We start from the raw sequence: 21,364 nt of genomic DNA on the forward strand, positions 1-21,364 counted from the left end.
CGGGGCAAGAATGGTCCCTGGGGAACGTCCATGCGCCGCCGCATGCTGCTTGCCGCGCCCTGCCTTCTCGCCTTGCCGCGCATGGGCGCCGCGCAGGCCTGGCCGAGCCGTCCGGTCCGCATCGTCGTGCCCTTCGGCCTCGGCGGCTCGGCCGATATCGCCGCGCGCTTCCTCGCAGAGCCACTGAGCGCCGCGCTCGGCCAGCCGGTGGTCGTCGAGAACCGGCCCGGGGCGGGGGCGGTGATCGGCACGGATGTGGTGGCGAAGTCGGCGCCCGATGGCCACACCCTGCTGCTGATGTCGAACACCCATACGGCCAACGAGACGCTGCTGCCGAACCGTCCCTATGCGCTGATGCGCGACCTGGCGCCGGTCGCCGCCATCAACATCGCCTATCACGTATTGGCCGTGCACGGCGCGCTCGCCGTCCGGACGGTGCCGGAGCTGATCGCACGGGCGAAGGTCATGCCCGGCAAGCTCGACTACGCCTCCTCCGGGCCGGGAACGCCCTATCACATCGCCTCCGAGGTCTTCGCGGCGATGGCCGGCATCCGGCTCAACCACATTCCCTTCCGCGGCAGCAACGAGGCGCGGACGGCGCTGCTTGCCGGCCAGGTGCCGTTGATGTTCGACGCGATCCCGACCATGCGGGAGCAGATCGTCAACGGCCGCGTCACCGGCCTCGGCACCACCGGCCCCGCACGCAGCCCGCTGCTGGCGGACCTGCCGGCGGTGGCGGAAACGGTGCCGGGCTTCGAGGCCTCGATCTGGCTCGGGCTGATGGCGCCGGCCGGGCTGCCGCCGCCCATCGCTGCGCGGCTGAACCAAGAGGTGGGCAAGGTCCTCGCCTCGCCCGCGGGGCGGGATGTGATGGCGAAGGGCGGGGCGGAGCCGATGCCGATGACGATCGCCGATTTCGACGCCTTCCTGCGCCGCGACATCGAGCGGCAGCGGGAGTGGATCCGCATGGCGAAGATCGGGATGGATTGATGCCGATGCTTTCCTTCACCCTGAACGGCGCAGCCGTCACGCTCGACCTGCCGGAGGATGTCGCGCTGCTGCATGCGCTGCGCGGCCCGCTCGGCCTGTCCGGCCCGCGCTTCGGCTGCGGCAACGAGCAGTGCGGCGCCTGCATGGTGCTGGTTGAGGGCGAGCCTCGTTGTGCCTGCACGCTCGCCGCTGCCGCCGTCGCCGGCAAGGCGGTCGTGACGGTCGAGGGTCTTGGGACGCCGGAGGCGCCGCATCCGCTGCAAGCGGCTTTCCTGGCCGAGCAGGCGGGGCAGTGTGGCTATTGCCTCTCCGGCATCCTGGTCAGTGCCGCGGCGCTGCTGGCGCGCGATCCGGCGCCCGGGGAAGCCACGATCCGCGCGGCGCTCGATCCGCATCTCTGCCGCTGCGGCAGCCATAACCGCATCCTGCGCGCCGTGGCGCGGGCGGCGCGGGAGATGGCGTGATGCATCGGCTTCCGGGCAACCTCCAGACCAACCGCCGGCTGTCGCAATGGCTGGCGATCCATCCCGAGGGGCGGGTCACGATCACGCCCGGCAAGGTCGAACTGGGGCAGGGGATCCTGACCACGCTCAGCCAGATCGCGGCGGAGGAGCTGGAGGTCGACCTCGCCCGGATCGAGGCGCGGCCGGCCGCGACGCCCGACAGCCCGGATGAGGGCGTCACCTCCGGCTCGCTCTCGACACAGGACAGCGGCGGGGCGCTGCGCCATGCCTGCGCGGCGGCGCGGGCGATCTTCCTCGGCGTCGTCGCGCAGCGCGTTGGCGTTCCTGTCGAGGCGATCAGCGTCGAGGACGGCATCTTCCACGGGCCCGCCGGCCCGATCGGCAGCTACTGGTCGCTCGCCGACCAGGCGCTGCTGGAGTGCGAAGCACCGGCCGAAGCCAGGCCGCGCGCGCCGGGCGAACGGCGGATTGTCGGCCGCTCCATCCCGCGCATCGACCTGCCGGACAAGGTCTTCGGTGCCGCGCGCTACGTCCACGACCTGCGCCTGCCGGGGATGCTGCATGCGCGAGTGGTGCGCCCGCCGGCGCGCGGGGCGAGGCTCGTGGCGCTGCGCGACGGCCCCCTGCCGGGCGAGGCGCGGGTTGTGCGGGACGGCAGCTTCCTCGCCGTCCTCGCCGCGACGGAGTGGGAGGTGGAGGCCGCCGCCGCCCGCCTTGCCGCCCGCACGGAGTGGGAGGCATCGGACACGCTGCCCGAACAGGCGCTGCTCGCCGACTGGCTGCGCGAGGCTGCCACGCGAGGCGAGCGCAGCAGCGTCGCCAGCCGTGCCGAGCCCGCGCCGCCAGCCGCGCAGACGCTGCGGCGCAGCTTCCACCGGCCCTATCTCGCGCATGCCTCCATCGCCCCCTCCTGCGCCGTCGCGCGCTGGGAGGGCGAGCGCGTCGAGGTCTTCACCCACAGCCAGGGCCCGTACAACCTCCGCGCCGACTTGGCGAAGACGCTGCGCTGCGACCCGACGCTCATCACCGTCCGCCACCGCGAGGGCGCCGGCTGCTACGGCCATAACGGCGCCGACGACGTGGCGCTGGATGCGGTGCTCGCCGCCCGCGCCGTGCCCGGCACGCCCGTCCGCCTGCTCTGGTCGCGGGCGGAGGAGCTGGGCTGGTCGCCCTTCTCCCCGGCGATGCTGGTCGATGTGGAGGCCGATCTCGACGCCGCCGGCACGCTTATCGGATGGCGCAGCCATATCGTCAGCAACGGCCATTCCAGCCGGCCGGGGCGGGACGCGGTGCCGACGCTGCTCGCGGCCTCCATGCTCGCCACGCCCTTCCCGGTGAAGCCGAGCATCAACCCGGCCATGGCGGCGGGCGGCGGGGCGCCGCGCAACGCGGTGCCCCTCTACCGCATCCCGGCGATGAGCGTGGAGACGACGCGGCTGCTGGAGATGCCGCTCCGCACCTCCGCGCTCCGCGGCCTCGGGGCGACGCTGAATGTCTGGTCGATCGAGAGCGTGATGGACGAGGCGGCGGCGCTGGCAGGCGCCGATCCGCTCGACTACCGCCTGCGGCATCTCGAGGACCCGCGCGCCGTCGCCGTGCTGCGGCGCGCGGCCGATCTCGCCGGCTGGGCCGGGCGGGCACGGCGCGAAGGCTGGGGCCGGGGCATCGGCTTCGCCCGCTACAAGAACACCGGCGCCTGGGCCGCCGTCATCGCCGAGGTGGAGGCGCTGGACCGCGTCCTCTGCCGCCGCCTCTGGATCGCCGGCGATGTGGGCGAGGCGGTGAACCCGGACGGCGTGCTGAACCAGCTCGAGGGCGGCGCCATCCACGGCGCCTCCGTCGCCCTGCTGGAGAAGGTGCGCTTCGACCGCCGCACCGTCGCCAGCGATCATTGGGAAGGCTACCCGATCCTCCGCTTCTCCGAGGTGCCGAAGGTGGAGCTCGCCCTGATCGACCGGCCGGAGGAAGCGTTCCTTGGCGCCGGGGAGGCCAGCATGGCGCCCGCCATCGCCGCCATCGCCGGCGGCATCACCGAGGCGCTCGGCATCCGGCCGCGCCAGCTTCCCTTCACTCCGGAGAACCTGGCCCGCGCATGAGCCGACTGACCCTTTCCCTCGCCTGCCACGCCTCCGACCGGACCCGGCCGCTGCTGGACGGCCGCGTCACCATCCCCGGCGTCGAGATCGTGCCGCTGGTGGGCGAGCCGGAAGACATCTTCCGCCGTGCCCTGCGCGACCGGGCTTTCGATGTCACGGAACTCTCGATGGGCTCGCACATCGTCACCACCGCACGGGGCGATGCCGCCTATGTCGGCGTGCCGGTCTTCCCGAGCCGCGCCTTCCGCCACTCGGCGATCTATATTCGCACCGATCGCGGCATCCGCAGCGCCGCCGATCTCGCCGGCCGCACCATCGGCCTGCCGGAATACCAGCAGACCGCGGCGCTCTGGGTGCGCGGCATCCTGCGGGAGCATTACTGCGTCGATACGCGCAGCATCGGCTGGCGGATCGGCGCCGAGCGCATCGCCATCACCCTGCCGCCCGGCTTCAACGTGCGGCCGCTCGGGCGCGATCCGGTCGTGGCGCTGGCGGATGGCGAGGTCGATGCGCTGATCGCGCCGCGGCCGCCGAAGGGCGAGGGCGTCGCCCGGCTCTACCCGGACTACAAGGCGGAGGAGATCGCCTGGCATCGCGCCACCGGCTTCTTTCCCATCATGCACTGCATTGCCCTGCGGCGGGAGCTGGCGGAGCGGCACCCCTGGCTGCCCGTGGAGCTGTTCCGCGCCTTCGCCAAGGCCCGCGACCTGGCGCTCGGCGAGCTGCAGCTGGTCAATGTGCTGCGCGCCTCGCTGCCCTGGATCGCCGCCGCCTATGAGGAACAGGCGGCTATCATGGGCGGCGATCCATGGCCCTACGGCTTCGCCCGTAACCGCGAGGAAGCCGCGGCGATGATCCGCTTCGCCGTCGCCGACGGGTTGGCGGCCGAGGCGATCCCGCCCGAGGCGCTGTTCCACCCGAGCACGCTGGGAGAGAGCGCATGACCAAGGCCAGCCTCGCCGAGGCGCTGTTCCGCCCGCGCTCCATCGCCCTCATCGGCGCCAGCCCGGACCCGGCGAAGACGAATTCCCGCCCCCAGCGCATCCTCGCCCAGGCGGGCTATGCCGGCCGGATCCTGCCGATCAACCCCACGCGCCGCGAGATCGGCGGGGTGCCGGCCTATCCTTCCGTGCGCGATGCACCGGGGCCGGTGGACCATGCGCTGATCATGGTCCCGGCCGCCGCCGTGCCGGGGGCGATCGAGGATTGCGTCGCCGCCGACGTCCCGGCTGCGACCATCTACAGCGCCGGCTTCGCCGAGATCGGCGAGGAGGGGCGCGCCTTGCAGGAGCGCATCGTCGCCATCGCCCGCGCCGGCGGGATGCGCCTGGTCGGGCCGAACTGCCTCGGCCTGCTCAACGTGACGGACGCCATCCCCATCACCGTCAACGCCGCGGTGGAGGCGGAGCCGCTGCTGCCCGGCTGGCTCGGCATGGTCTCGCAGAGCGGCAGCATGATGGGCGCGCTGCTTTCGCGCTGCGCCGCGCGCGGCCTCGGCTTCTCCAAGCTTGCCTCGGTCGGCAACGAATGCGACCTCGGCGTCGGCGAGATCGCCGAGATCCTGGTCGAGGACGAGGCGACCCAGGCCATTCTCCTCTTTCTCGAAACCTTCCGCGATGCGGAGGCGCTGGCCCGCGCCGCGCATCGCGCCCATGCGCTGGGCAAGCCGGTCATCACCTACAAGCTCGGCCGGTCCGAGCTCGGGCGGCGCATTGCCGTCTCCCATACCGGGGCGATGGTGGGCGGCGACGAGCTGGCCTCCGCCTTCTTCCGCGACAATGGCATCCTGCGCGTCGAGACGCTGGATGGGCTGGTGGAGTTGCCGCGCCTGGTGCTCGGCCACCAGCCCGGTACGGGCGCGCGGCGGCGCGTCGCGGCGCTCACCGGCACCGGCGGCGGTGCGGGGATGATCGTCGATCGGCTCGGCCTGCTCGGTGACGAGGTGCCGGTACCGCCGGAGGATTTCCGCGCCGCCCTCGCCGCCGAGGGCGTCCCCGTCTCCGACTCGCCGCTGATCGACCTGCCGATGGGCGGCACCAGGGGCCAGTACCCGGCGGCGCTGCGCGCGCTGCTGCGCTCCAGCCATTGCGACGCGGTGCTGGCGGTGCTCGGCAGCACGGCACGGCTGAAGCCGGAGAGCCATGTCGAGGAGTTCATCCTCGCCGCCGGGCCGGGGCCGAAGCCGCTCGCCGTCTTCTGCGCGCCGCAGGCCGATGGCGCGCTCGCCATGCTCGACCGGGCCGGCATCGCCGGCTTCCGCACGCCGGAGAGCTGCGCCGATGCCCTGCATGCCTTCCTCGCCTGGCAGGCGCCGCGCCGCCGCCCGCCGGTGCCCGCGCAGTCGATGGAGGGCCCCCGCGCGGTACTCGCCGGCCGCGCCGCCGGCGTGCTGGACGAGGCGGAATCCTGCGCCCTCTTCGCCGCCCTCGGCCTCGAAGTGCCGAAGCTGCAGCTCCTGCAATCACCCGGGGAGTTCCGCGGCGGGGGCCGTTTCGCTGTCAAGATCCTTTCGCCGGACATCGCCCACAAGACCGATGCCGGTCTGGTGCGTCTTGGCCTTGAGGGCGAAGCGGCAGTGCGCACCGCGGCGGCCGAGCTGCTGGAGCGCGCCCGCGCTCATTTCCCCACGGCGCGGCTGCGCGGCGTGCTGGCGGCGCCGATGCAGCGCGGCCTTGCCGAGGTCATCCTCGGCTTCCGCCGCGATCCCGAGGTGGGGCCGGTCGTCGTGCTCGGCATGGGCGGCGTGATGGCGGAGCTGCGCCGCAGCTTCACCCTCCGCCTCGCTCCGGTCACCGTTGCCGAGGCGAGAGAGATGATCGCAGCTCTTCCCGAGCTGAAGCCACTCGCCGGCTGGCGCAACCTGCCGCGCGGCGATCTCCATGCGCTCGCTCTCGCTGTTGCTGCCTTTTCCACCCTCGCCGTGCTGCCGGAGGTACCGGAGGCGGAGATCAATCCGCTCATGATCCGCGCCGAGGCGGAAGGCGGCGTCGTTGCGCTGGACGGGTTGGTGCGCCTCGGCTGAGGCAGGTCGCGACAACGGCACTCTGGCCCGCTTCCGCCGCGTGGTTTGATCGCCCACACGGATACGGGAGTATCGATCCCAATGACGACCCTGACGATCAACGGCACGGAGCGGCGTTTCGAGGGCGACCCCGAAATGCCCCTGCTCTGGTTCCTGCGCGACGAGCTCGGCCTCACCGGTACAAAATTCGGCTGCGGCCAGGCGCTCTGCGGCGCCTGCACCGTGCATGTCGACGGCAATGCCGTGCGCGCCTGCCAGACGCCGGTTTCCGCCATCGACGGCGCCAAGGTGACGACCATCGAGGGCCTTTCGCCCGATGGCGACCACCCGGTGCAGGTCGCCTGGCGGACGCTCAACGTGGCGCAATGCGGCTATTGCCAGACCGGACAGATCATGCAGGCGGCCGCGCTGCTGAAGGACATCCCCGACCCGAGCGACGACGACATCGATACGGCGATGAGCGGCAATCTCTGCCGCTGCGGCACCTATCCGCGCATCCGCGCGGCAATCAAGCAGGCGGCGAAGGGGGGGCGGCCATGATCGTCAATCTCAGCCGGCGTGGGCTGCTGGGCGGCCTTGCCGCCGGCGGCCTCGTCCTCGGCATCGGCCTGCCGCGCTCCGAGGCGCAGCAGGCAGGCTTCGGCGCCGATGGCATGCCGAATGGCTGGCGCGACGACCCGCGCCTCTTCATCGCCATCGCCGAGGACGGCATCGTCACCGTCACCTGCCATCGGCAGGAGATGGGGCAGGGGGTGCGGACCTCCATCCCAATGGTCATCGCCGAGGAGCTGGAGGCCGATTGGTCGAAGGTCCGCGTCACCCAGGCGGATGGCGACGAGGGCCGTTTCGGCAACCAGGATACCGACGGCTCGCGCAGCCTGCGGCACTTCTTCATGCCGATGCGCCGGGCCGGCGCCGCGGCGCGGACCATGCTGGAGGCGGCGGCGGCGAAGCAATGGGGCGTTCCCGTTGCCGAGGTTCGGGCCGCCAACCACCAGGTGGTGCACGAGGGATCCGGCCGCACGCTCGGCTACGGTGCGCTGGCGAAAGCGGCGGCCGACATGCCGGTGCCGGACCGCGCGACCGTCCGGCTGAAAGACCCTGCCAATTTCCGGCTGATCGGCAAGGAAGGCACCGAACTCCTCGACAACCGTGACATCACCACGGGCAAGGCGATCTACGGCATCGATGCCCGGACGGAGGGCATGCTCTACGCCGTTGTTGCCCGCCCACCGGTCTTCGGCGGCAAGGTAACCTCCTTCGATGCCGCCGAGACGATGAAGGTGCCCGGCGTCGTCAAGGTGGTGGCGATCGATGCGCCGGCGATCCCCTCCGAGTTTCAGCCGCTCGGCGGCATCGCCGTCATCGCCCGCAACACCTGGGCGGCGATGCAGGGGCGCGACAAGCTGAAGATCGCTTGGAATGACGGGCCGCACGCCGTCTACTCCTCCGATACCTACCGCGCGCAGCTGCAGGAGGCGGCGCGCAAGCCGGGCAAGGTCGTCCGCAACGCCGGTGACGTGGACCGCGCGATGGCCGGCGCGGCGAAGCGCGTCGAGGCGGAATACTACATCCCGCACCTTGCCCAGACGCCGCTGGAGCCGCCCGCCGCCCTGGTGCGCATCGCCGACGGCCGCTGCGAGGCCTGGGCCTGCACCCAGGCGCCGCAGGCGACGCGGACGCGCCTCGCGCAGCGCCTCAACATGCCCGAGGACAAGGTCACGGTGCATGTGACGCTGCTCGGCGGCGGCTTCGGGCGGAAGTCGAAGCCGGACTTCGTCCTCGAGGCAGGGCTGTGCAGCCAGGCCATGGACGGCGCCCCGGTCAAGATGACCTGGACGCGCGAGGACGACCTGCATCACGGCTACTACCACACCGTCTCCGTCGAACGGATCGAGGCGGGGCTGGATGCCGCCGGCAAGCCGGTCGCCTGGCTGCATCGCAGCGTGGCGCCGACCATCGGCTCCATCTTCGCGCCCGACCCGAAGCACGAGCTGCCGCTCGAACTCGGCATGGGCCTCGTCAACACGCCTTTCCTCATCCCCAACATCCGCATGGAGAACCCTGAGGCGCAGGCGCATGCGCGGATCGGCTGGTTCCGCTCCGTCTCCAACATCCCGCATGCCTTCGCCATCCAGTCCTTCGTCGCCGAGCTGGCGCATGCCGCGGGCAAGGACCCGAAGGACTACCTGCTGGAGCTGATCGGCGCGCCGCGCGTCGTCGATCCGACCACGCTCGGCGATGTCTGGAACCATGGCGAGGATCCGAAGCGCTACCCGATCGACACCGGCCGCCTGCGCCGGGTGATCGAGACGGCGGCGACCGGCATCGGCTGGGGCAGGGTGATGCCGCAGGGCAGCGGCCTCGGCATCGCCGGGCATTACAGCTTCGTCTCCTATGTCGCCGCCGCGGTCGAGGTGAAGATGGGCAGCCGCGGGGAGATCAGCTTCCCGCGGGTCGACATCGCCATCGATTGCGGGCCGCAGGTCAATCCGGAACGAATCCGCTCGCAGATGGAGGGCGCCGTCGTCATGGGGACCGGCCTCGCCCTCTCGGCCGAGGTCAGCTTCAAGGACGGGCGCGTGCAACAGAACAACTTCGACGCCTATGAACTGACCCGCATCGACAGCGCGCCGCGCGAGATCCACGTCCACCTGCTGCCCTCGCGCGACTACAACCAGCCGCTCGGCGGCGTCGGCGAGCCGGGCGTGCCGCCCGTGGCGCCGGCCATCGCCAATGCGGTCTTCGCCGCCTCCGGCAAGCGAATACGGCAGCTTCCGATCCGCGACCAGGTGACGACATGAGGGCGGCCCTGAGCCTTCTCGGCCTGGCGATGCTCGCCGGGCCGGCCCTCGCCTCGCCCTGCACCGACCAGATCGCGGCGCTGGAGCGGCAGGTGTCCGGCGCCGGCGCGGAGGCGGCGGCCGCCTCCTCGGGCGGGCAGGGCGTCGCCGCGGCGCGGGAGAGCCAGGCGCTGCAGCCACCGCCGGCGAACCAGCCCGCGCCGCCGAGCGGGCCCTTCCAGGCTGCGCCGCGCGAGGCCCAGGCGACGCAGCGCGCCGCCGAGGCCGGGGCCGGCGGCGATGGCGTGGTGCAGGCCCGCGCCCGGCTCAACGAGGCGCGCGAGAGGGCAGGGCGGGGCGACGAAGCCGGCTGCCTCGCCGGCCTGGCCGAGGCGCGGCGGCAGATGAACCGGTAGCGGCCGGGTCCGGCGAGCCCTCAGCCGGGGGCCAGCCGGTCCCCAAAGGCCGACGCCGCCCGCTTCCGCTCCTCGCTCTCGGCGATTGCCGCCGTGCGCTCGGCGGCTCGCCAATGGCAGCGCCACCATGGCCGGGAGCAGCAGGCGCAGGATGCTATCCACCCAGTCCCGCCGCCGTCGCAGCTTCGGTGCCGGGACCGTCCCGGCGGTCTGGGGGGAAGGAGAGGTTCAACATGCAGCCGTCGTCTCATCATGTTTCGGTTGCGGTCTGCACCCCGGCCCCATCGGCAGCGGCTGACGGCGACGTGACGCCCGGGCGCTGGCGGCCTCGGATCATGCCCGGTAGGTTGCCGGCATGGCCTCCTCCCCCGCTGAACAACCCGATCCCACCTCCGACGACAAGGTGATGTCCGCTGCCGCAAGGCGCGCGGAGCAGCAGCGCACGCGCTACCGCATCGCCGAGCAACGCGCCCGCAGCGAGCAGGCCGGCGGCAAGCCAAGCGAGGATGAGGCGAGCCGCATGGTCGCCGAATTCTATGCGCGTGGCGGCCAGGTCACCGTCTGCCCGCCGGCCGAGGAGGCCGAGGCGGAACAGCCGAAGCGTTAGGGCAACCCGGACGTGCACCGCTTGGGCCGGTCACGCGCCGCTGTTGCTGCCGCCCATGCCGCGCTCGTTGTAGGTCGGAGGGCCGCTGGCCGGTTGCAGTGGGCCACAGGCGGCCAGGATGGAGAGAATCAGGACTAGCAGCAGGGGCATTGCGCTCCAGCGCACCGTGCCCGGTGCCGTCGCCTGCCGGGCCGATCAGTCCGCCGTGAGCCGCCAGCGCTCCCAGCCCTTGCGGCGTAGGTCGCAGGCCGGGCAGGTGCCGCAGCCATGGCCCCAATCGTGCAGCCTGCTGCGGTCGCCGAGATAGCAGCTATGCGTGTCGAGGCGGATCGCCTCCACCAGCGCCGCGCCGCCAAGCCGCGCCGCCAGCGCCCAGGTCGCCGCCTTGTCACGCCACATCAGCGGGGTGTGCAGCACGAAGCGCCGGTCCATCCCGAGGTTGATCGCCACTTGCAGCGCCTTCAGCGTGTCGTCGCGGCAATCGGGATAGCCGGAATAATCCGTCTCGCACATGCCGGCCACCAGGTGCCTCAGCCCGCGCCGGTAGGCGAGCGCCGCGGCGAAGGTGAGGAAGAGCAGGTTGCGGCCGGGAACGAAGGTGTTTGGCAGCCCGTCCGCCTGCATGGCGATCGCCGTTTCCCGCGTCAGCGCCGTGTCAGAGACGGCCCGCAGGGCGTCGAGCGCCAGCAGGTGATCCTCGCCGAGCCTCGCGGCCCAGCCAGGATTCTCCCGCAGCAGCCGGGTGCGGAAGGTCTGCCGCACCTCCAGCTCCACCCGGTGCCGCTGGCCGTAGTCGAAGCCGATCGTCTCGACATGGGCGAAGCGCTCGAGCGCCCATGCGAGGCAGGTGGCGCTGTCCTGCCCGCCGCTGAACAATACGAGCGCCGCATCGTCCCGCATCATGCCGCTTCCAGCCTCCCTGCCGCCCAACGTGCCGCCTCCGCCACCACCGGATCGGCATCGTCGGCGAGGGCCTGCGCCGTGGAGCGCAGCGCGGGCTCGCCGGAATTGCCGATCGCCACCAGCACGTTCCGCACGAACCGGTCCCGTCCGATGCGCTTCACCGGGCTCGCGGTGAAGAGGGCGCGGAAGCCGGCATCGTCCAGCGCCGCCAGCTCGGCGAGACGCGGGGCACTGAGCGAGGCGCGCGGGGCGAAGGCGGGCTCGCTATGGGCGCGGGCGAATTTGTTCCAGGGGCAGACGGCGAGGCAGTCGTCGCAGCCGTAGATGCGGTTGCCCATCGCCACGCGATGCTCCTCGGGGATCGGCCCGCGATGCTCGATGGTGAGGTAGCTGATGCAGCGCCGCGCATCGAGCCGGCGTGGTGCCGGGAAGGCGCGGGTCGGGCAGATGTCGAGGCAGGCGCTGCAGCGCCCGCACCGGTCCTGGCCCGGCGGATCGGGCGGCAGGTCGAGCGTCGTGTAGATCTCGCCGAGGAAGAGCCAGGAGCCGTGCTGCCGGCTCACCAGATTGGTGTGCTTGCCCTGCCAGCCGAGCCCGGCCTGCTGCGCCAGCGGCTTCTCCATCACCGGCGCGGTGTCGACGAAGACCTTCACCAGCGCTTCCGGCCAGTGGGCGACCATCCAGCGGGCGAGGGATTTGAGGCGGGATTTCACCACGTCATGATAGTCGCGGTTCTGCGCATAGACGCTGATGGCGCCGCGGTCGCGCTGTTGCAGCACCGCCAGCGGGTCCTCCGCCGGCGCGTAGCTCAGGCCGAGCGAGACCACGCTCACCGCCTCCGGCCAGAGCGCGCGGGGATGCGCCCGCTGCTCGGCGCGTGCCTCCATCCAGCCCATCGTGCCGTGCAGGCCCTCGGCGAGGAAGCGATTCAGCCGGGCGCGCGCCTCCTCCGGCAGGGTCGCGGCGGTGAAGCCGATGGCGTCGAAGCCGAGGCGCCCGGCCTCGGTGCGGATCAGGTCCTTCGTCACGCGGCCTCCTTAGCATCCGGCGAGCCCTTCCGGCGACAGGAAGGATGGTTCGAGGACCCGAAACAATAATAACGGGCAGATGACATCGGGCAGTCGGACAATACGGTTAGGATGTTGCGGAAGAGACGGCAGGAGGCGATCGATGAACGCACCGCAGCGCAGCTTCGTCTTCTATCCGATGCACAACCAGCCACCGGACAAGGCCAACCCGCTGGGCAACGACGCGACCGGCGCCTTCCAGCTTGGCGCCGCCCTGTACGAGAAATACTTTACGAAACTCGGCTGCGACGTGACGATGTACATGTTCGACAACCACCTGCCCGCGGAACAGCGGCGGGCGCAGATCATCAATGCCCTCTGCATCGGCACCGGGGGCGGCTGGTACGATGCGATCGTCTATTTCGGCCATGGCTACCCGGACGGCATGCCCTCGGCCGGCTTCGACCTGAAATCCATCGACCAATTGACCAACGCCGTCTGGGCTTGCGGGCAGTATTCTGTGAAGGTCGTGCTCTATGCCTGCTCCTGCGGCGTCGATGCAGGCTATGCGTGGCGCATCTCCGAGGCGATGAAGCCCTGGGCGCAGGAGGGTTACGGCGTCTATGGCCATGCCAGCGACGGCCATGCCTTCTCGAACGCGCAGGTGCGGCAATATCCGAACGGCGGCGCCGTCACCGGTATCAAGACCGCGCCGGCGGGGAAGATTCCCGCCTGGGTAAAGTCCTTCGCCGACCCGAAGAGTACGCTCTGGCTGCGCTTCCCCTTCATGGGCGCGGAGGAGATCGCGGCGGAACTCTAGCCCCGTCCCCGGTAGCTTGGCACGCCCTGGTCCGGCACCCAAACGCCCTCCGGCGTCGGCCCCGTGGCGTAGAAGACATCGATCGGGATGCCGCCGCGCGGATACCAGTAGCCGCCGATGCGCAGCCATTCCGGCTCGAGCTCGTCGGCCAGCCGCCGGCCGATGGCGACGGTGCAGGCCTCGTGGAAGGCGCCATGGTTGCGGAATGCGCCGAGATAAAGCTTCAGCGACTTGCTTTCCACCAGCCAGCTGCGTGGCACGTAGTCGATCACCAGATGCGCAAAATCCGGCTGCCCGGTCAGCGGGCAGAGCGACGTGAACTCGGGCGCCGCGAAGCGCACGAGGTAGCGCAGCCCCGGATGCGGGTTCGGCACGCGCTCGAGCCGTGCCTCCTCCGGGGTGGCCGGCAGGCCAGTGTTGCGGCCGAGCAGGGTCAGCCCGGTGGTGTCGGTGGTCGCCTCAGCCATCGTTTTCCTCACGCGGCCCTTGGGGCGATGTCGCCCAGCCCGCCTCCAGCGCCGCCGCATGCTCGTCGAGGCGCCCCTCGCATATGGCGATGCGGAGGCCGCGCATCAAATCCTGGTAGTACTGGATGTTGTGCCAGGTCAGCAGCATCGGCCCGAGCATCTCCTCGGCCTTGATGAGGTGGTGCAGGTAGGCCCGCGAGTGGCGCGCGCAGGCCGGGCAGCCACAGGCGGGGTCGAGCGGCGACGGATCATCGGCGTGGCGGGCGTTGCGCAGGTTCAGCATGCCGCGGCTGGTATAGGCCCGCCCGGTGCGCCCGGACCGGGTCGGGATGACGCAGTCGAACATGTCGATGCCGCGCCGGACGGCGCCCAGGATATCGGCCGGGGTGCCGACGCCCATCAGGTAGCGCGGCGCACCCTGCGGCATCAGCGGCACGGTGCAGTCGAGGGTCGCGAACATCGCCGCCTGCCCCTCGCCGACCGCGAGCCCGCCCACCGCATAGCCCTCGAAGCCGATCGCGGTCAGCGCCGCCACGCTTTCGGCCCGCAGCGCGGGATGCACCCCACCCTGGATGATGCCGAACAGCCCGTGCCCCTCCCGCGGCTCATAGGCCGCACGCGACCGCGCCGCCCAGCGCATCGACAGCCGCATCGAGGCCGCCACCTGCTCCTCCGTCGCTGGGAAGGGCGTGCATTCGTCGAAGCACATGGTCACGTCGGCACCGAGCAGCCGCTGAATCTCGACGCTCCGCTCCGGCGTCAGCCGGTGCTTCGCGCCATCGACATGGCTGCGGAAGGTGACGCCCTCCTCGTCCATGCTGCGGAGCCCGGCGAGGCTCATCACCTGGAAGCCGCCGCTGTCGGTGAGGATCGGCCCGTGCCAGTCCATGAACCGATGCAGGCCGCCGAGCCGCGCCACGCGCTCCGCCCCCGGACGCAGCATCAGGTGGTAGGTGTTGCCGAGGACCATCCGCGCGCCGGTCGTCCGCACCGCGTCGGCGGTCATCGCCTTGACCGTGCCGGCGGTGCCGACCGGCATGAAGACCGGCGTCTCGACCGTGCCATGGGCGGTGTGCAGCACCCCGGCGCGGGCGGCGCCGTCACGGGCGAGGGGGGTCCAGTGCAGGGTCATGGGGCATCCTCCCGCTCCAGCAGGCTGCCGTCCCCATAGCTGTAGAAGCGGTAGCCGTTCGCAATGGCATGGGCATAGGCCGCCCGCATCCGCCCGACGCCGGCGAAGGCCGAGACCAGCATGAAGAGAGTGCTCCGCGGCAGGTGGAAATTGGTCAGCAGGAGGTCGGCGCCGCGGAAGCGGTGGCCGGGCAGCAGGTAGATGTCCGTCAGCCCGCGGAAGGGGCGGACCACGCCATCCTCCCCCACCGCCGTCTCCAGCAGCCGCAATGCCGTGGTGCCGATGGCGACGACGCGCCCGCCCGCCGCCCGCGCCGCGTTGACCGCGCTGGCGGCCTCCCCCGTCACCTCGCCCCATTCCGGGTGGAGCTTGTGCTCGCGCGGATCATCGGCCCGCATCGGCAAAAAGGTGCCGGCGCCGACATGCAGCGTCACCACGGCCTGGCCGACGCCGCGGGCGGCGATCGCCCCCAGCAGCGCTGGCGTGAAGTGGAGGCTCGCCGTCGGCGCGGCGACGGCGCCGGGGCGGGCCGCGAAGATGGTCTGGTAGTCCTCCCGGTCCTCCGGCAGCGGGCCCTCCGGCCGGGCGATATAGGGCGGCAGCGGCACCTCGCCGGCCGCCTCCAGCGCCGCGGCCAGCGCCGCCTGGTCAGGACCGAAATCGAGCAGCGCCATGCCACCCTCCCGCCGCTCGACGACGCGCGGGGCGAGGCCGGGCGCGCCCTCGATAGCGACCGTGTCGCCTGGCCGCAGCCGCCTGGCGTTGCGCACCAACGCCTCCCACAGCCCGCCGCCCTCGGCGCGGTTCAGCATGATCTCGACCGAGGCATCCCCGCGCCGGCCGCGCAGCCGGGCCGGGATCACCCGCGTGTCATTGACCACCAGGATGTCGCCCGGCCGCAGCAGGCCCGGCAGGTCGCCGATGATGCGGTCCGCCAGCCCGTCGCGCCCTACCTGCAGCAGCCGCGCCGCGTCGCGTGGCCGGGCCGGCGCCTGGGCGATCAGCCGCTCGGGCAGGTCGAAGTCGAAATCCGCGGTGCGCATGGGCGGGGGCGGTAGCTCGGCGGGGCGCGGAAGGCAACCGCGCCGTACTCGGCGCCGCCCGCTGCGCGGCAAGGTTGACGGAAGCGCCCCGCCGCCTGACGCTGCCCCGAAAGGGAGGGACGTGGCCATGCGGATCACACCGAACGACGCTGCACTGGGCGCACGGGTGGAAGGTATCGACCTCGCGATGCCGCTATCGACCGAGGATCGCCGCGACGTGCTGCGCGCCCTCGGCCAGTATGGCGTGCTCTGCTTCCCGGGCCAGGATCTCGACGCGCCGCGGCTCTCCGCCTTCGGCAGCCGCTTCGGCATGCTGGAGGTGAATGTCGCCAACCTGTTCCATGCCCCTGGCCACCCGGAGGTCATGATCCTCTCGAACCGGAAGGATGCCGAGGGCCGGCCGGCCGGCCTGAACGACGCCGGCCAGGGCTGGCACACCGACATGTCCTATTCGACCGAGATCGCGCTGGCCAATGTGCTGCATGCCAGGGAGGTGCCGCAGCGCGACGGAAGGCCGCTCGGCGACACCCAGTTCCGCAACATGCATGCGGCCTATGACGACCTCCCGCGCGAGGTGGTCGAGCGGCTGGAAGGGCGCACCGCCATCCACGACTTCGAGAAATTCTGGGATATGATGCGCCAGCGCCCGGGCAGCATCCGTGGCCCGCTGACCCCGGCGCAGCGGGCGAAGAAGCCGCCGGTTGCGCAGCCGATCTTCCGCATCCACCCGATCACCGGCCGCCGCGTGCTCTACTGCAACCCCGGCTATGCCATGCGCATCGAAGGGCTGGAGCCCGGCGAGAGCGACGCCCTGCTGGAATACCTGTTCCGTCATCAGGCGCAGCCGAAATACCTCCACAGCCATGCCTGGACGCCGGGCGACCTGCTGATGTGGGACAATATCGGCACCACCCACAACGCCGTCGCCGACTATGCCGCGGAGGAGCCGCGCACCATCCTGCGGGTGCAGGTCATGGCGACGCTCGACTACGCCGCGCTGGCCGCCTGAGATGAAGCTGGCGACCTTCCGCGCCGACGGCGCATGGCGGATCGGGGCGGTGCACGGCGATGCGATCGTGCCCCTGCAACCCGCGCTCGACGCCGCCCGAGCCGCCGCCGGGCAGCCGCCCGAAGCGCTGCCGGACAGCATGCTCGGCCTGCTTGCCGCCGGGGAGGAGACGATGGTCGCCGCAGGCCGGGCCCTTGCCTTCGCCAATCGGCCGGACCAGGCGGCGCTGCGCCGCCCGCTGGCCTCGGTGACGCTGTGCCCGCCGCTGGTGCCAGGCAAGGTCATCGGCGTCGGCCGCAACTACGCGGAACACGCGAAGGAGGTCGGCGGCCCGGCACCTACGGCGCCGCGGCTGTTCCTGAAGCCCGGCTCCTCGGTCTGCGGGCCGGGCGATGTGGTGCGCATCCCACCCGGCGTGACCAAGCCGGACTGGGAGGTGGAACTCGCCGTCGTCATCGGGCGCACCGCCTGGCAGGTGAGCGAGGGCACCGCGCTCGAGCATGTCGCCGGCTACACGGTGCTGAACGACGTCTCCGCGCGGGAATTCCAGTTCGACCAGCCCCTGCCGATGACGAGCTTCGCCAAGGGAATGGACGGCTTCTGCCCGATCGGCCCCTGGCTCGTCACCGCCGAGGAGGTGGGTGAGCCCTGGCAGCTCGGCCTGCGCTGCTGGCTGAACGGCGAGCTGGTGCAGGAGGGCAATACGAGGGACCTCATCTTCAGCGTCGCCGCGCTGATCGCCTATGTTTCGCGCTACATAGCGCTGCAGCCGGGCGACGTGATCGCCACCGGCACGCCGGCCGGCTCCGGCCATTTCCGCAAGCCGCCTCGCTATCTGCGCGCGGGCGACCGCATGCGGCTGGAGGTGGAGCGCGTCGGCGTGCTGGAGCACGGGGTCGGATGATGACGAGATGGATCGCGGCGGCGCTCGCGGCCTTCGCCATCGGCACCGCGCAGGCCCAGCCGAGGGCGCCGGGCTCCGACTATCCGGCGCGCCCCGTGCGGATCATCGTGGCGCTGGCCCCGGGCGGCAATGCCGACATCAACGCGCGCGTCGTCGCCGGCCAGCTCTCCGCCCAGCTCGGCCAGCAATTCCTGGTGGAGAACCGTCCCTCCGGCGGCGGCACCGTGGCCTTTGAGACGCTCGCCGCATCGGCGCCCGACGGCTACACGCTGCTGGTCGGCGCGCTCGGCTCGCATGCGCTGAATATCGGCCTCTATGGCGACCGTCTCCGTGTCCATCCGCTGACCGGCGTCGACCACATCACCATCTCCAGCCATTCGGCCATCGCGGTCGCCGTCAATCCCTCACTGCCGGTCAGGACGCTCACCGAATTCGCCGCGCTGCTGCGGGCCAATCCCGGCCGCTACGACTACGGCTCCTCCGGCAACGGCACGACGGGGCACATCGCCGGCGCCATGCTGGTCCAGCTCCTCGGCGTACAGGCGCAGCATGTCCCCTATCGAGGCTCGGCCGCCGCCTTCACCGATCTCGCCGCCGGGCGCACCGCCTTCCAGGCCGATACCATCTCCTTCCTCGCCGAGCCGCTGAAGGCGGGCACGGTGCGCGGCCTGGTCATCGCCACGCCCGAACGCTCGCCGCTTGCGCCCGATTTGCCGACCAGCGCCGAGGCCGGGCTGCCGGCCTATCAGGCGACGACCTGGACGCCCTGGTCGGCGACTCTCGGCACGCCGGCACCGATCCGCCAGTTCCTCTACGAGCAGATCGCCGAGGCGCTGCGCGAGCCCGCGGTGCGCGATCGCCTCACCGGCCTCGGCAACACCATTCCCGAGGGGATGACGCCGGATCGCACCCGCGCCTTCATTGCCTCCGAGATCGACCGTTGGGTGCCGATCGTGCGCGCCACCGGCGCAAGGGTGGACTGAGCCATGGCCCGCAACGTCACCACCGGCCGCCGCGTGCCGGCCGAGGCCATCCGCGCGCAGATTCTTGCCATCCTCGGTGCCTGGGGCATGCCGGCGGAGCACGCCGCGACCACCGCCGACATCATGGTCGAGACCGACCTGATGGGCATCGACAGCCATGGCGTCTCGATGCTGATGGCCTATGAGGAGGGCGTGCGCGAAGGGCGCATCCGGCTCGACGCCCAGCCGAAGCCGCTGCGCGACACCGGGCCGACCGCCCTGCTCGACGGCGCCGACGGGCTCGGCCACCCGGTCTCGGCCATGGCCATGACCATGGCGGTGGACAAGGCGAAGCAATTCGGTGTCGGCGCGGTAGGCGTCGTCAACAGCCACCATTTCGGGGCTGCCGGCGCCTATGCCCGCATGGCCTCGGCCCGCGGCGCCATCGGCCTGGTGACATCCTCGACGCGGGGCGTGTCGCTGGTGCCGACCCGCGGCGCCATGCCGGTGCTCGGCACCAACCCGATCGCCTTCGCCGCACCCGCCGGCCGCAATCCGCCCTTCGTGCTGGACATGGCGACCACGACCGTCGCCGCCAACAAGGTCAAGGTGCACCACCTGAACGACGCGCCCCTGCCCGAGGGCTGGGTGATCGACGGCGCCGGGCAGGGCGTCACCGACCCGCATGAAGCCAATGCCCTGGTCTTCCAGCGCCCGGAAGGCGGCATCACGCCGCTGGGCGGCGCGGAGTCCACGGGCAGCGCCAAGGGCTACGGGCTGGCCATGATGGTCCATGTCCTGGCCGGCACCCTGGTCGGCGCCAGCTTCTCGCCGATCCGCAACCGCACGCAGGCGCCGGGCCAGCCGCACAATATCGGGCACTTCTTCCTGGCGCTCGATCCCGGTGCCTTCCGCACGGCCGACGCCTTCGCCGCCGATCTCGACGATGCGCTCGACGTGCTGCACGCCACGCCGCCGGCCGACCCCGCCGAGCCGGTGCTGGTGGCCGGCGAGCCGGAGGACCGGATGCGGGCCGAGCGGCTGGCGCAGGGCGTGCCGGTGCCGGACAGCCTGGATGCCCTCATCCGCGGCATCTGCCAACGTGCCGGTGCGCCCTACCTGCTCAGGCCGAATGCCTGAACCCGTCGGCCCGGCGCCGGGTCTTGCCGCGGCGGCGGTGTGCGGCCCGCATCCCGGCGAGGGCCGGCGAACGCAGGCCGGCCATTGATCTACCTCGTCTGGAGCCTGCCTGCGCTGGTCGTCATCGGCGCCATCGTGAGCGGGCGCATGGGCGCGCTCGGTGCTTCGATGTGCGGCCTCGCCGCCTCGCTGGCGGTTGCGCTGACAGCCGCGCCGCAGGACTACCAGCTCGCGGATGCCGGCCTTTCCCTGGTCCGGGGGGCCTGGATCGGCTGGATCGTCGTCCCGTACATCCTGGGCGGCCTGCTGTTCTGGCAGATCGCGATGCGAACCGGCGATGCCATCCTGCCAGCCGCGACGGTTGCGCCGGAAGGCCAGGCCGCCCGGCGGCTGCTGTTCGCGGCCTGCTTCCTCATCGGTCCCTTCGCGGAATCGGCCACGGGCTTCGGCGTCGGCATCATCGGCACCATGACGCTGGTGCGGCGCCTCGGCATGGGGCCGGTCCAGCTGCTCGCCTTCTCGCTGCTCAGCCAGACGATGATCCTTTGGGGCGCGATGGGCAGTGGCGCGATCGTCGCGGCGGCCCTGGCCCGCACCGATCCCGCCGTGCTGGTCATTCATACCAGCGTCCTGGTGGTCGCCTTCAACATCGCCTGGCTGGCGCTCTACTGGCGCCTGGCGGACCGGGCCGGATTCAAGGCCGGGTGGCGGGAGCGGTTCAGCGAGGCCCTGTGGCTCGGGGCCAGCCTCGCCCTTGTCATCGCCGCAACCGCCGTGTTCGGGTCGGAGACGGCGATGCTCGCCGCCTATGGCCCGGTCATCGCGCTTCGCTACCTGCTGGACGAGCGCCCCGATGCCCGCACGCTGATCCGGACGGCGCGCCGGATGCTGCCCTTCGCCGCGCTGATCGGCTGGCTTGCGGCGACCCGGCTGATCCCGCCCGTCGAGGCGTTCCTCGCCGATGCGGGGCGATTGCAACCCTTCGCCGGCGCACCGGCCTGGGCGCCTTTCTTCCATGCCGGCACCTGGCTGATCGTCGCGGCGGTGCTCACCGGGCTGCTGCGGGGAAGGGCAGGGGCCTTCGCGGCTGACCTCGGGACGGCGTGGAAGACCGGCCGCCTCGCCGTGCTCAGCATCTTCACCTTTTCCGCCATCGCGGAGATCCTGTCCGGCTCGGGCATCGCCAGCGGCCTTGCCGGGGGCCTGTTCCAGGCATTCGGCGGGGTCGCGGTCGTGCTGCTGCCGCTGGTCTCGGCCGTCTATGGTGCCCTGGCCAACAGCAGCAACGCCGCCAACGGGCTCTTCATGACCGCGCAGGTCAGCCTGGCGACCGAGGCCGGACTCGACCTGCCTGCCGCGATTGCCTTGCAGCATGCCGCGGCCCTGTCGCTGAACATGGTTTCGCCGGTGCGCATATCCATCGCATGCAGCCTCGCTGGCACGCCGGGCCGCGAGCGTGATGCTTATGGCGCCATGCTGCCCTTCGCCCTGACGACCGTCGCCGTGCTGTTCGGTGCGGCGGTCGTGGTCGCCATGGGCTGGACCTGACTGCCGGCGTCCATTGCTGAGGCTTCCGGCATCGATGCCGCTATGACGTGT

The 21,364-nt window shown here is 71.7% G+C and carries 20 protein-coding genes; 15 read left to right on the forward strand and 5 right to left on the reverse strand.

Going from position 1 to position 21,364, the window contains the following annotated elements; genetic code table 11:
* Positions 1-30 precede the first annotated feature (30 nt).
* The 9 genes from LH62_RS16595 to LH62_RS16635 all read left to right on the forward strand — a co-directional run bounded on the left by LH62_RS16595 (position 31) and on the right by LH62_RS16635 (position 10,378).
* Positions 31-990, forward strand: coding sequence for a tripartite tricarboxylate transporter substrate binding protein (locus LH62_RS16595; RefSeq protein ID WP_043363111.1), 960 nt, complete (start codon positions 31-33; stop codon positions 988-990).
* Positions 990-1,454, forward strand: a complete 465-nt coding sequence (locus LH62_RS16600) for a 2Fe-2S iron-sulfur cluster-binding protein (RefSeq protein WP_043363114.1) — start codon at positions 990-992, stop codon at positions 1,452-1,454. Before LH62_RS16595 ends, LH62_RS16600 begins: the two co-directional genes overlap by 1 nt.
* Positions 1,454-3,550 (forward strand): molybdopterin cofactor-binding domain-containing protein, encoded by a 2,097-nt coding sequence (locus LH62_RS16605; protein ID WP_043363117.1) that lies wholly within the window; start codon positions 1,454-1,456, stop codon positions 3,548-3,550. Before LH62_RS16600 ends, LH62_RS16605 begins: the two co-directional genes overlap by 1 nt.
* Positions 3,547-4,494 carry an ABC transporter substrate-binding protein gene (locus LH62_RS16610; RefSeq protein ID WP_043363119.1) on the forward strand — a complete coding sequence of 316 codons (948 nt, stop codon included), beginning with the start codon at positions 3,547-3,549 and terminating at the stop codon, positions 4,492-4,494. Before LH62_RS16605 ends, LH62_RS16610 begins: the two co-directional genes overlap by 4 nt.
* Complete coding sequence (locus LH62_RS16615; RefSeq protein ID WP_043363121.1) at positions 4,491-6,572, forward strand: acetate--CoA ligase family protein; 2,082 nt, start codon at positions 4,491-4,493, stop codon at positions 6,570-6,572. Before LH62_RS16610 ends, LH62_RS16615 begins: the two co-directional genes overlap by 4 nt.
* 81 nt (positions 6,573-6,653) lie before the next feature.
* Complete coding sequence (locus tag LH62_RS16620) at positions 6,654-7,112, forward strand: (2Fe-2S)-binding protein (RefSeq protein ID WP_043365985.1); 459 nt, start codon at positions 6,654-6,656, stop codon at positions 7,110-7,112.
* Positions 7,109-9,376: a xanthine dehydrogenase family protein molybdopterin-binding subunit gene (locus tag LH62_RS16625; protein ID WP_052214591.1), complete on the forward strand. Its 2,268-nt coding sequence runs from the start codon at positions 7,109-7,111 to the stop codon at positions 9,374-9,376. Before LH62_RS16620 ends, LH62_RS16625 begins: the two co-directional genes overlap by 4 nt.
* A complete protein-coding gene (locus tag LH62_RS16630; RefSeq protein WP_043363123.1) occupies positions 9,373-9,771 on the forward strand; it encodes a hypothetical protein in 399 nt (132 codons plus the stop codon). The genes LH62_RS16625 and LH62_RS16630 overlap by 4 nt, the downstream gene beginning before the upstream one ends.
* A 355-nt stretch (positions 9,772-10,126) precedes the next feature.
* Positions 10,127-10,378: a hypothetical protein gene (locus LH62_RS16635; protein ID WP_043363126.1), complete on the forward strand. Its 252-nt coding sequence runs from the start codon at positions 10,127-10,129 to the stop codon at positions 10,376-10,378.
* 195 nt (positions 10,379-10,573) lie between these two features.
* Here the strand turns inward: LH62_RS16635 and queC are convergent, their stop codons facing one another.
* On the reverse strand, positions 10,574-11,278 hold the full coding sequence (gene queC / locus LH62_RS16640) for a 7-cyano-7-deazaguanine synthase QueC (RefSeq protein ID WP_043363128.1): 705 nt from the start codon (positions 11,276-11,278) through the stop codon (positions 10,574-10,576).
* Positions 11,278-12,309 carry a tRNA epoxyqueuosine(34) reductase QueG gene (gene queG / locus LH62_RS16645; RefSeq protein WP_052214592.1) on the reverse strand — a complete coding sequence of 344 codons (1,032 nt, stop codon included), beginning with the start codon at positions 12,307-12,309 and terminating at the stop codon, positions 11,278-11,280. The genes queC and queG overlap by 1 nt, the downstream gene beginning before the upstream one ends.
* A 142-nt stretch (positions 12,310-12,451) precedes the next feature.
* Here queG and LH62_RS16650 point away from each other — a divergent pair, with 142 nt between their 5' ends.
* Complete coding sequence (locus LH62_RS16650) at positions 12,452-13,108, forward strand: hypothetical protein (protein ID WP_043363130.1); 657 nt, start codon at positions 12,452-12,454, stop codon at positions 13,106-13,108.
* On the opposite strand, the gene queF is transcribed toward LH62_RS16650, so the two are convergent.
* The 3 genes from queF to queA are packed head-to-tail and all read right to left on the reverse strand — an operon-like array spanning position 13,105 to position 15,750.
* Complete coding sequence (queF, locus tag LH62_RS16655) at positions 13,105-13,575, reverse strand: preQ(1) synthase (RefSeq protein ID WP_043363132.1); 471 nt, start codon at positions 13,573-13,575, stop codon at positions 13,105-13,107. The genes LH62_RS16650 and queF overlap by 4 nt on opposite strands.
* Positions 13,568-14,707 (reverse strand): tRNA guanosine(34) transglycosylase Tgt, encoded by a 1,140-nt coding sequence (gene tgt / locus LH62_RS16660; protein WP_043363136.1) that lies wholly within the window; start codon positions 14,705-14,707, stop codon positions 13,568-13,570. The genes queF and tgt overlap by 8 nt, the downstream gene beginning before the upstream one ends.
* Positions 14,704-15,750 carry a tRNA preQ1(34) S-adenosylmethionine ribosyltransferase-isomerase QueA gene (gene queA, locus LH62_RS16665; RefSeq protein WP_043363139.1) on the reverse strand — a complete coding sequence of 349 codons (1,047 nt, stop codon included), beginning with the start codon at positions 15,748-15,750 and terminating at the stop codon, positions 14,704-14,706. Before queA ends, tgt begins: the two co-directional genes overlap by 4 nt.
* 127 nt (positions 15,751-15,877) lie before the next feature.
* Here queA and LH62_RS16670 point away from each other — a divergent pair, with 127 nt between their 5' ends.
* The 5 genes from LH62_RS16670 (at position 15,878) to LH62_RS16690 (ending at position 21,313) form a co-directional block, all read left to right on the forward strand.
* The gene (locus LH62_RS16670; RefSeq protein WP_043363141.1) at positions 15,878-16,759 is read left to right on the forward strand and encodes a TauD/TfdA family dioxygenase; all 882 of its coding nucleotides are present in this window, start codon (positions 15,878-15,880) and stop codon (positions 16,757-16,759) included.
* Between the two features lies 1 nt (position 16,760).
* Entirely contained in the window at positions 16,761-17,663 is a 903-nt protein-coding gene (locus tag LH62_RS16675; protein ID WP_052214593.1) for a fumarylacetoacetate hydrolase family protein, read from the forward strand.
* The gene (locus LH62_RS16680) at positions 17,660-18,646 is read left to right on the forward strand and encodes a tripartite tricarboxylate transporter substrate binding protein (protein ID WP_043363143.1); all 987 of its coding nucleotides are present in this window, start codon (positions 17,660-17,662) and stop codon (positions 18,644-18,646) included. Before LH62_RS16675 ends, LH62_RS16680 begins: the two co-directional genes overlap by 4 nt.
* A 3-nt stretch (positions 18,647-18,649) precedes the next feature.
* Positions 18,650-19,765, forward strand: a complete 1,116-nt coding sequence (locus LH62_RS16685; RefSeq protein ID WP_052214594.1) for an Ldh family oxidoreductase — start codon at positions 18,650-18,652, stop codon at positions 19,763-19,765.
* An 84-nt stretch (positions 19,766-19,849) separates the two neighbouring features.
* Positions 19,850-21,313: an L-lactate permease gene (locus LH62_RS16690; protein WP_043363145.1), complete on the forward strand. Its 1,464-nt coding sequence runs from the start codon at positions 19,850-19,852 to the stop codon at positions 21,311-21,313.
* Positions 21,314-21,364 lie beyond the last annotated feature (51 nt).

It is taken from the genome of Belnapia sp. F-4-1 (genome assembly GCF_000802185.1).
Lineage (GTDB): Bacteria > Pseudomonadota > Alphaproteobacteria > Acetobacterales > Acetobacteraceae > Belnapia.

Excerpts from the sequence above, each read along its gene's own strand:
- LH62_RS16595 (WP_043363111.1), top strand. The coding sequence starts at position 31 with ATGCGCCGCCGCATGCTGCTTGCCGCGCCCTGCCTTCTCGCCTTGCCG.
- LH62_RS16600 (WP_043363114.1), top strand. The coding sequence starts at position 990 with ATGCCGATGCTTTCCTTCACCCTGAACGGCGCAGCCGTCACGCTCGAC.
- LH62_RS16605 (WP_043363117.1), top strand. The coding sequence starts at position 1,454 with ATGCATCGGCTTCCGGGCAACCTCCAGACCAACCGCCGGCTGTCGCAA.
- LH62_RS16610 (WP_043363119.1), top strand. The coding sequence starts at position 3,547 with ATGAGCCGACTGACCCTTTCCCTCGCCTGCCACGCCTCCGACCGGACC.
- LH62_RS16615 (WP_043363121.1), top strand. The coding sequence starts at position 4,491 with ATGACCAAGGCCAGCCTCGCCGAGGCGCTGTTCCGCCCGCGCTCCATC.
- LH62_RS16620 (WP_043365985.1), top strand. The coding sequence starts at position 6,654 with ATGACGACCCTGACGATCAACGGCACGGAGCGGCGTTTCGAGGGCGAC.
- LH62_RS16625 (WP_052214591.1), top strand. The coding sequence starts at position 7,109 with ATGATCGTCAATCTCAGCCGGCGTGGGCTGCTGGGCGGCCTTGCCGCC.
- LH62_RS16630 (WP_043363123.1), top strand. The coding sequence starts at position 9,373 with ATGAGGGCGGCCCTGAGCCTTCTCGGCCTGGCGATGCTCGCCGGGCCG.
- LH62_RS16635 (WP_043363126.1), top strand. The coding sequence starts at position 10,127 with ATGGCCTCCTCCCCCGCTGAACAACCCGATCCCACCTCCGACGACAAG.
- queC (WP_043363128.1), bottom strand. The coding sequence starts at position 11,278 with ATGCGGGACGATGCGGCGCTCGTATTGTTCAGCGGCGGGCAGGACAGC.
- LH62_RS16650 (WP_043363130.1), top strand. The coding sequence starts at position 12,452 with ATGAACGCACCGCAGCGCAGCTTCGTCTTCTATCCGATGCACAACCAG.
- queF (WP_043363132.1), bottom strand. The coding sequence starts at position 13,575 with ATGGCTGAGGCGACCACCGACACCACCGGGCTGACCCTGCTCGGCCGC.
- tgt (WP_043363136.1), bottom strand. The coding sequence starts at position 14,707 with ATGACCCTGCACTGGACCCCCCTCGCCCGTGACGGCGCCGCCCGCGCC.
- queA (WP_043363139.1), bottom strand. The coding sequence starts at position 15,750 with ATGCGCACCGCGGATTTCGACTTCGACCTGCCCGAGCGGCTGATCGCC.
- LH62_RS16670 (WP_043363141.1), top strand. The coding sequence starts at position 15,878 with ATGCGGATCACACCGAACGACGCTGCACTGGGCGCACGGGTGGAAGGT.
- LH62_RS16675 (WP_052214593.1), top strand. The coding sequence starts at position 16,761 with ATGAAGCTGGCGACCTTCCGCGCCGACGGCGCATGGCGGATCGGGGCG.
- LH62_RS16680 (WP_043363143.1), top strand. The coding sequence starts at position 17,660 with ATGATGACGAGATGGATCGCGGCGGCGCTCGCGGCCTTCGCCATCGGC.
- LH62_RS16685 (WP_052214594.1), top strand. The coding sequence starts at position 18,650 with ATGGCCCGCAACGTCACCACCGGCCGCCGCGTGCCGGCCGAGGCCATC.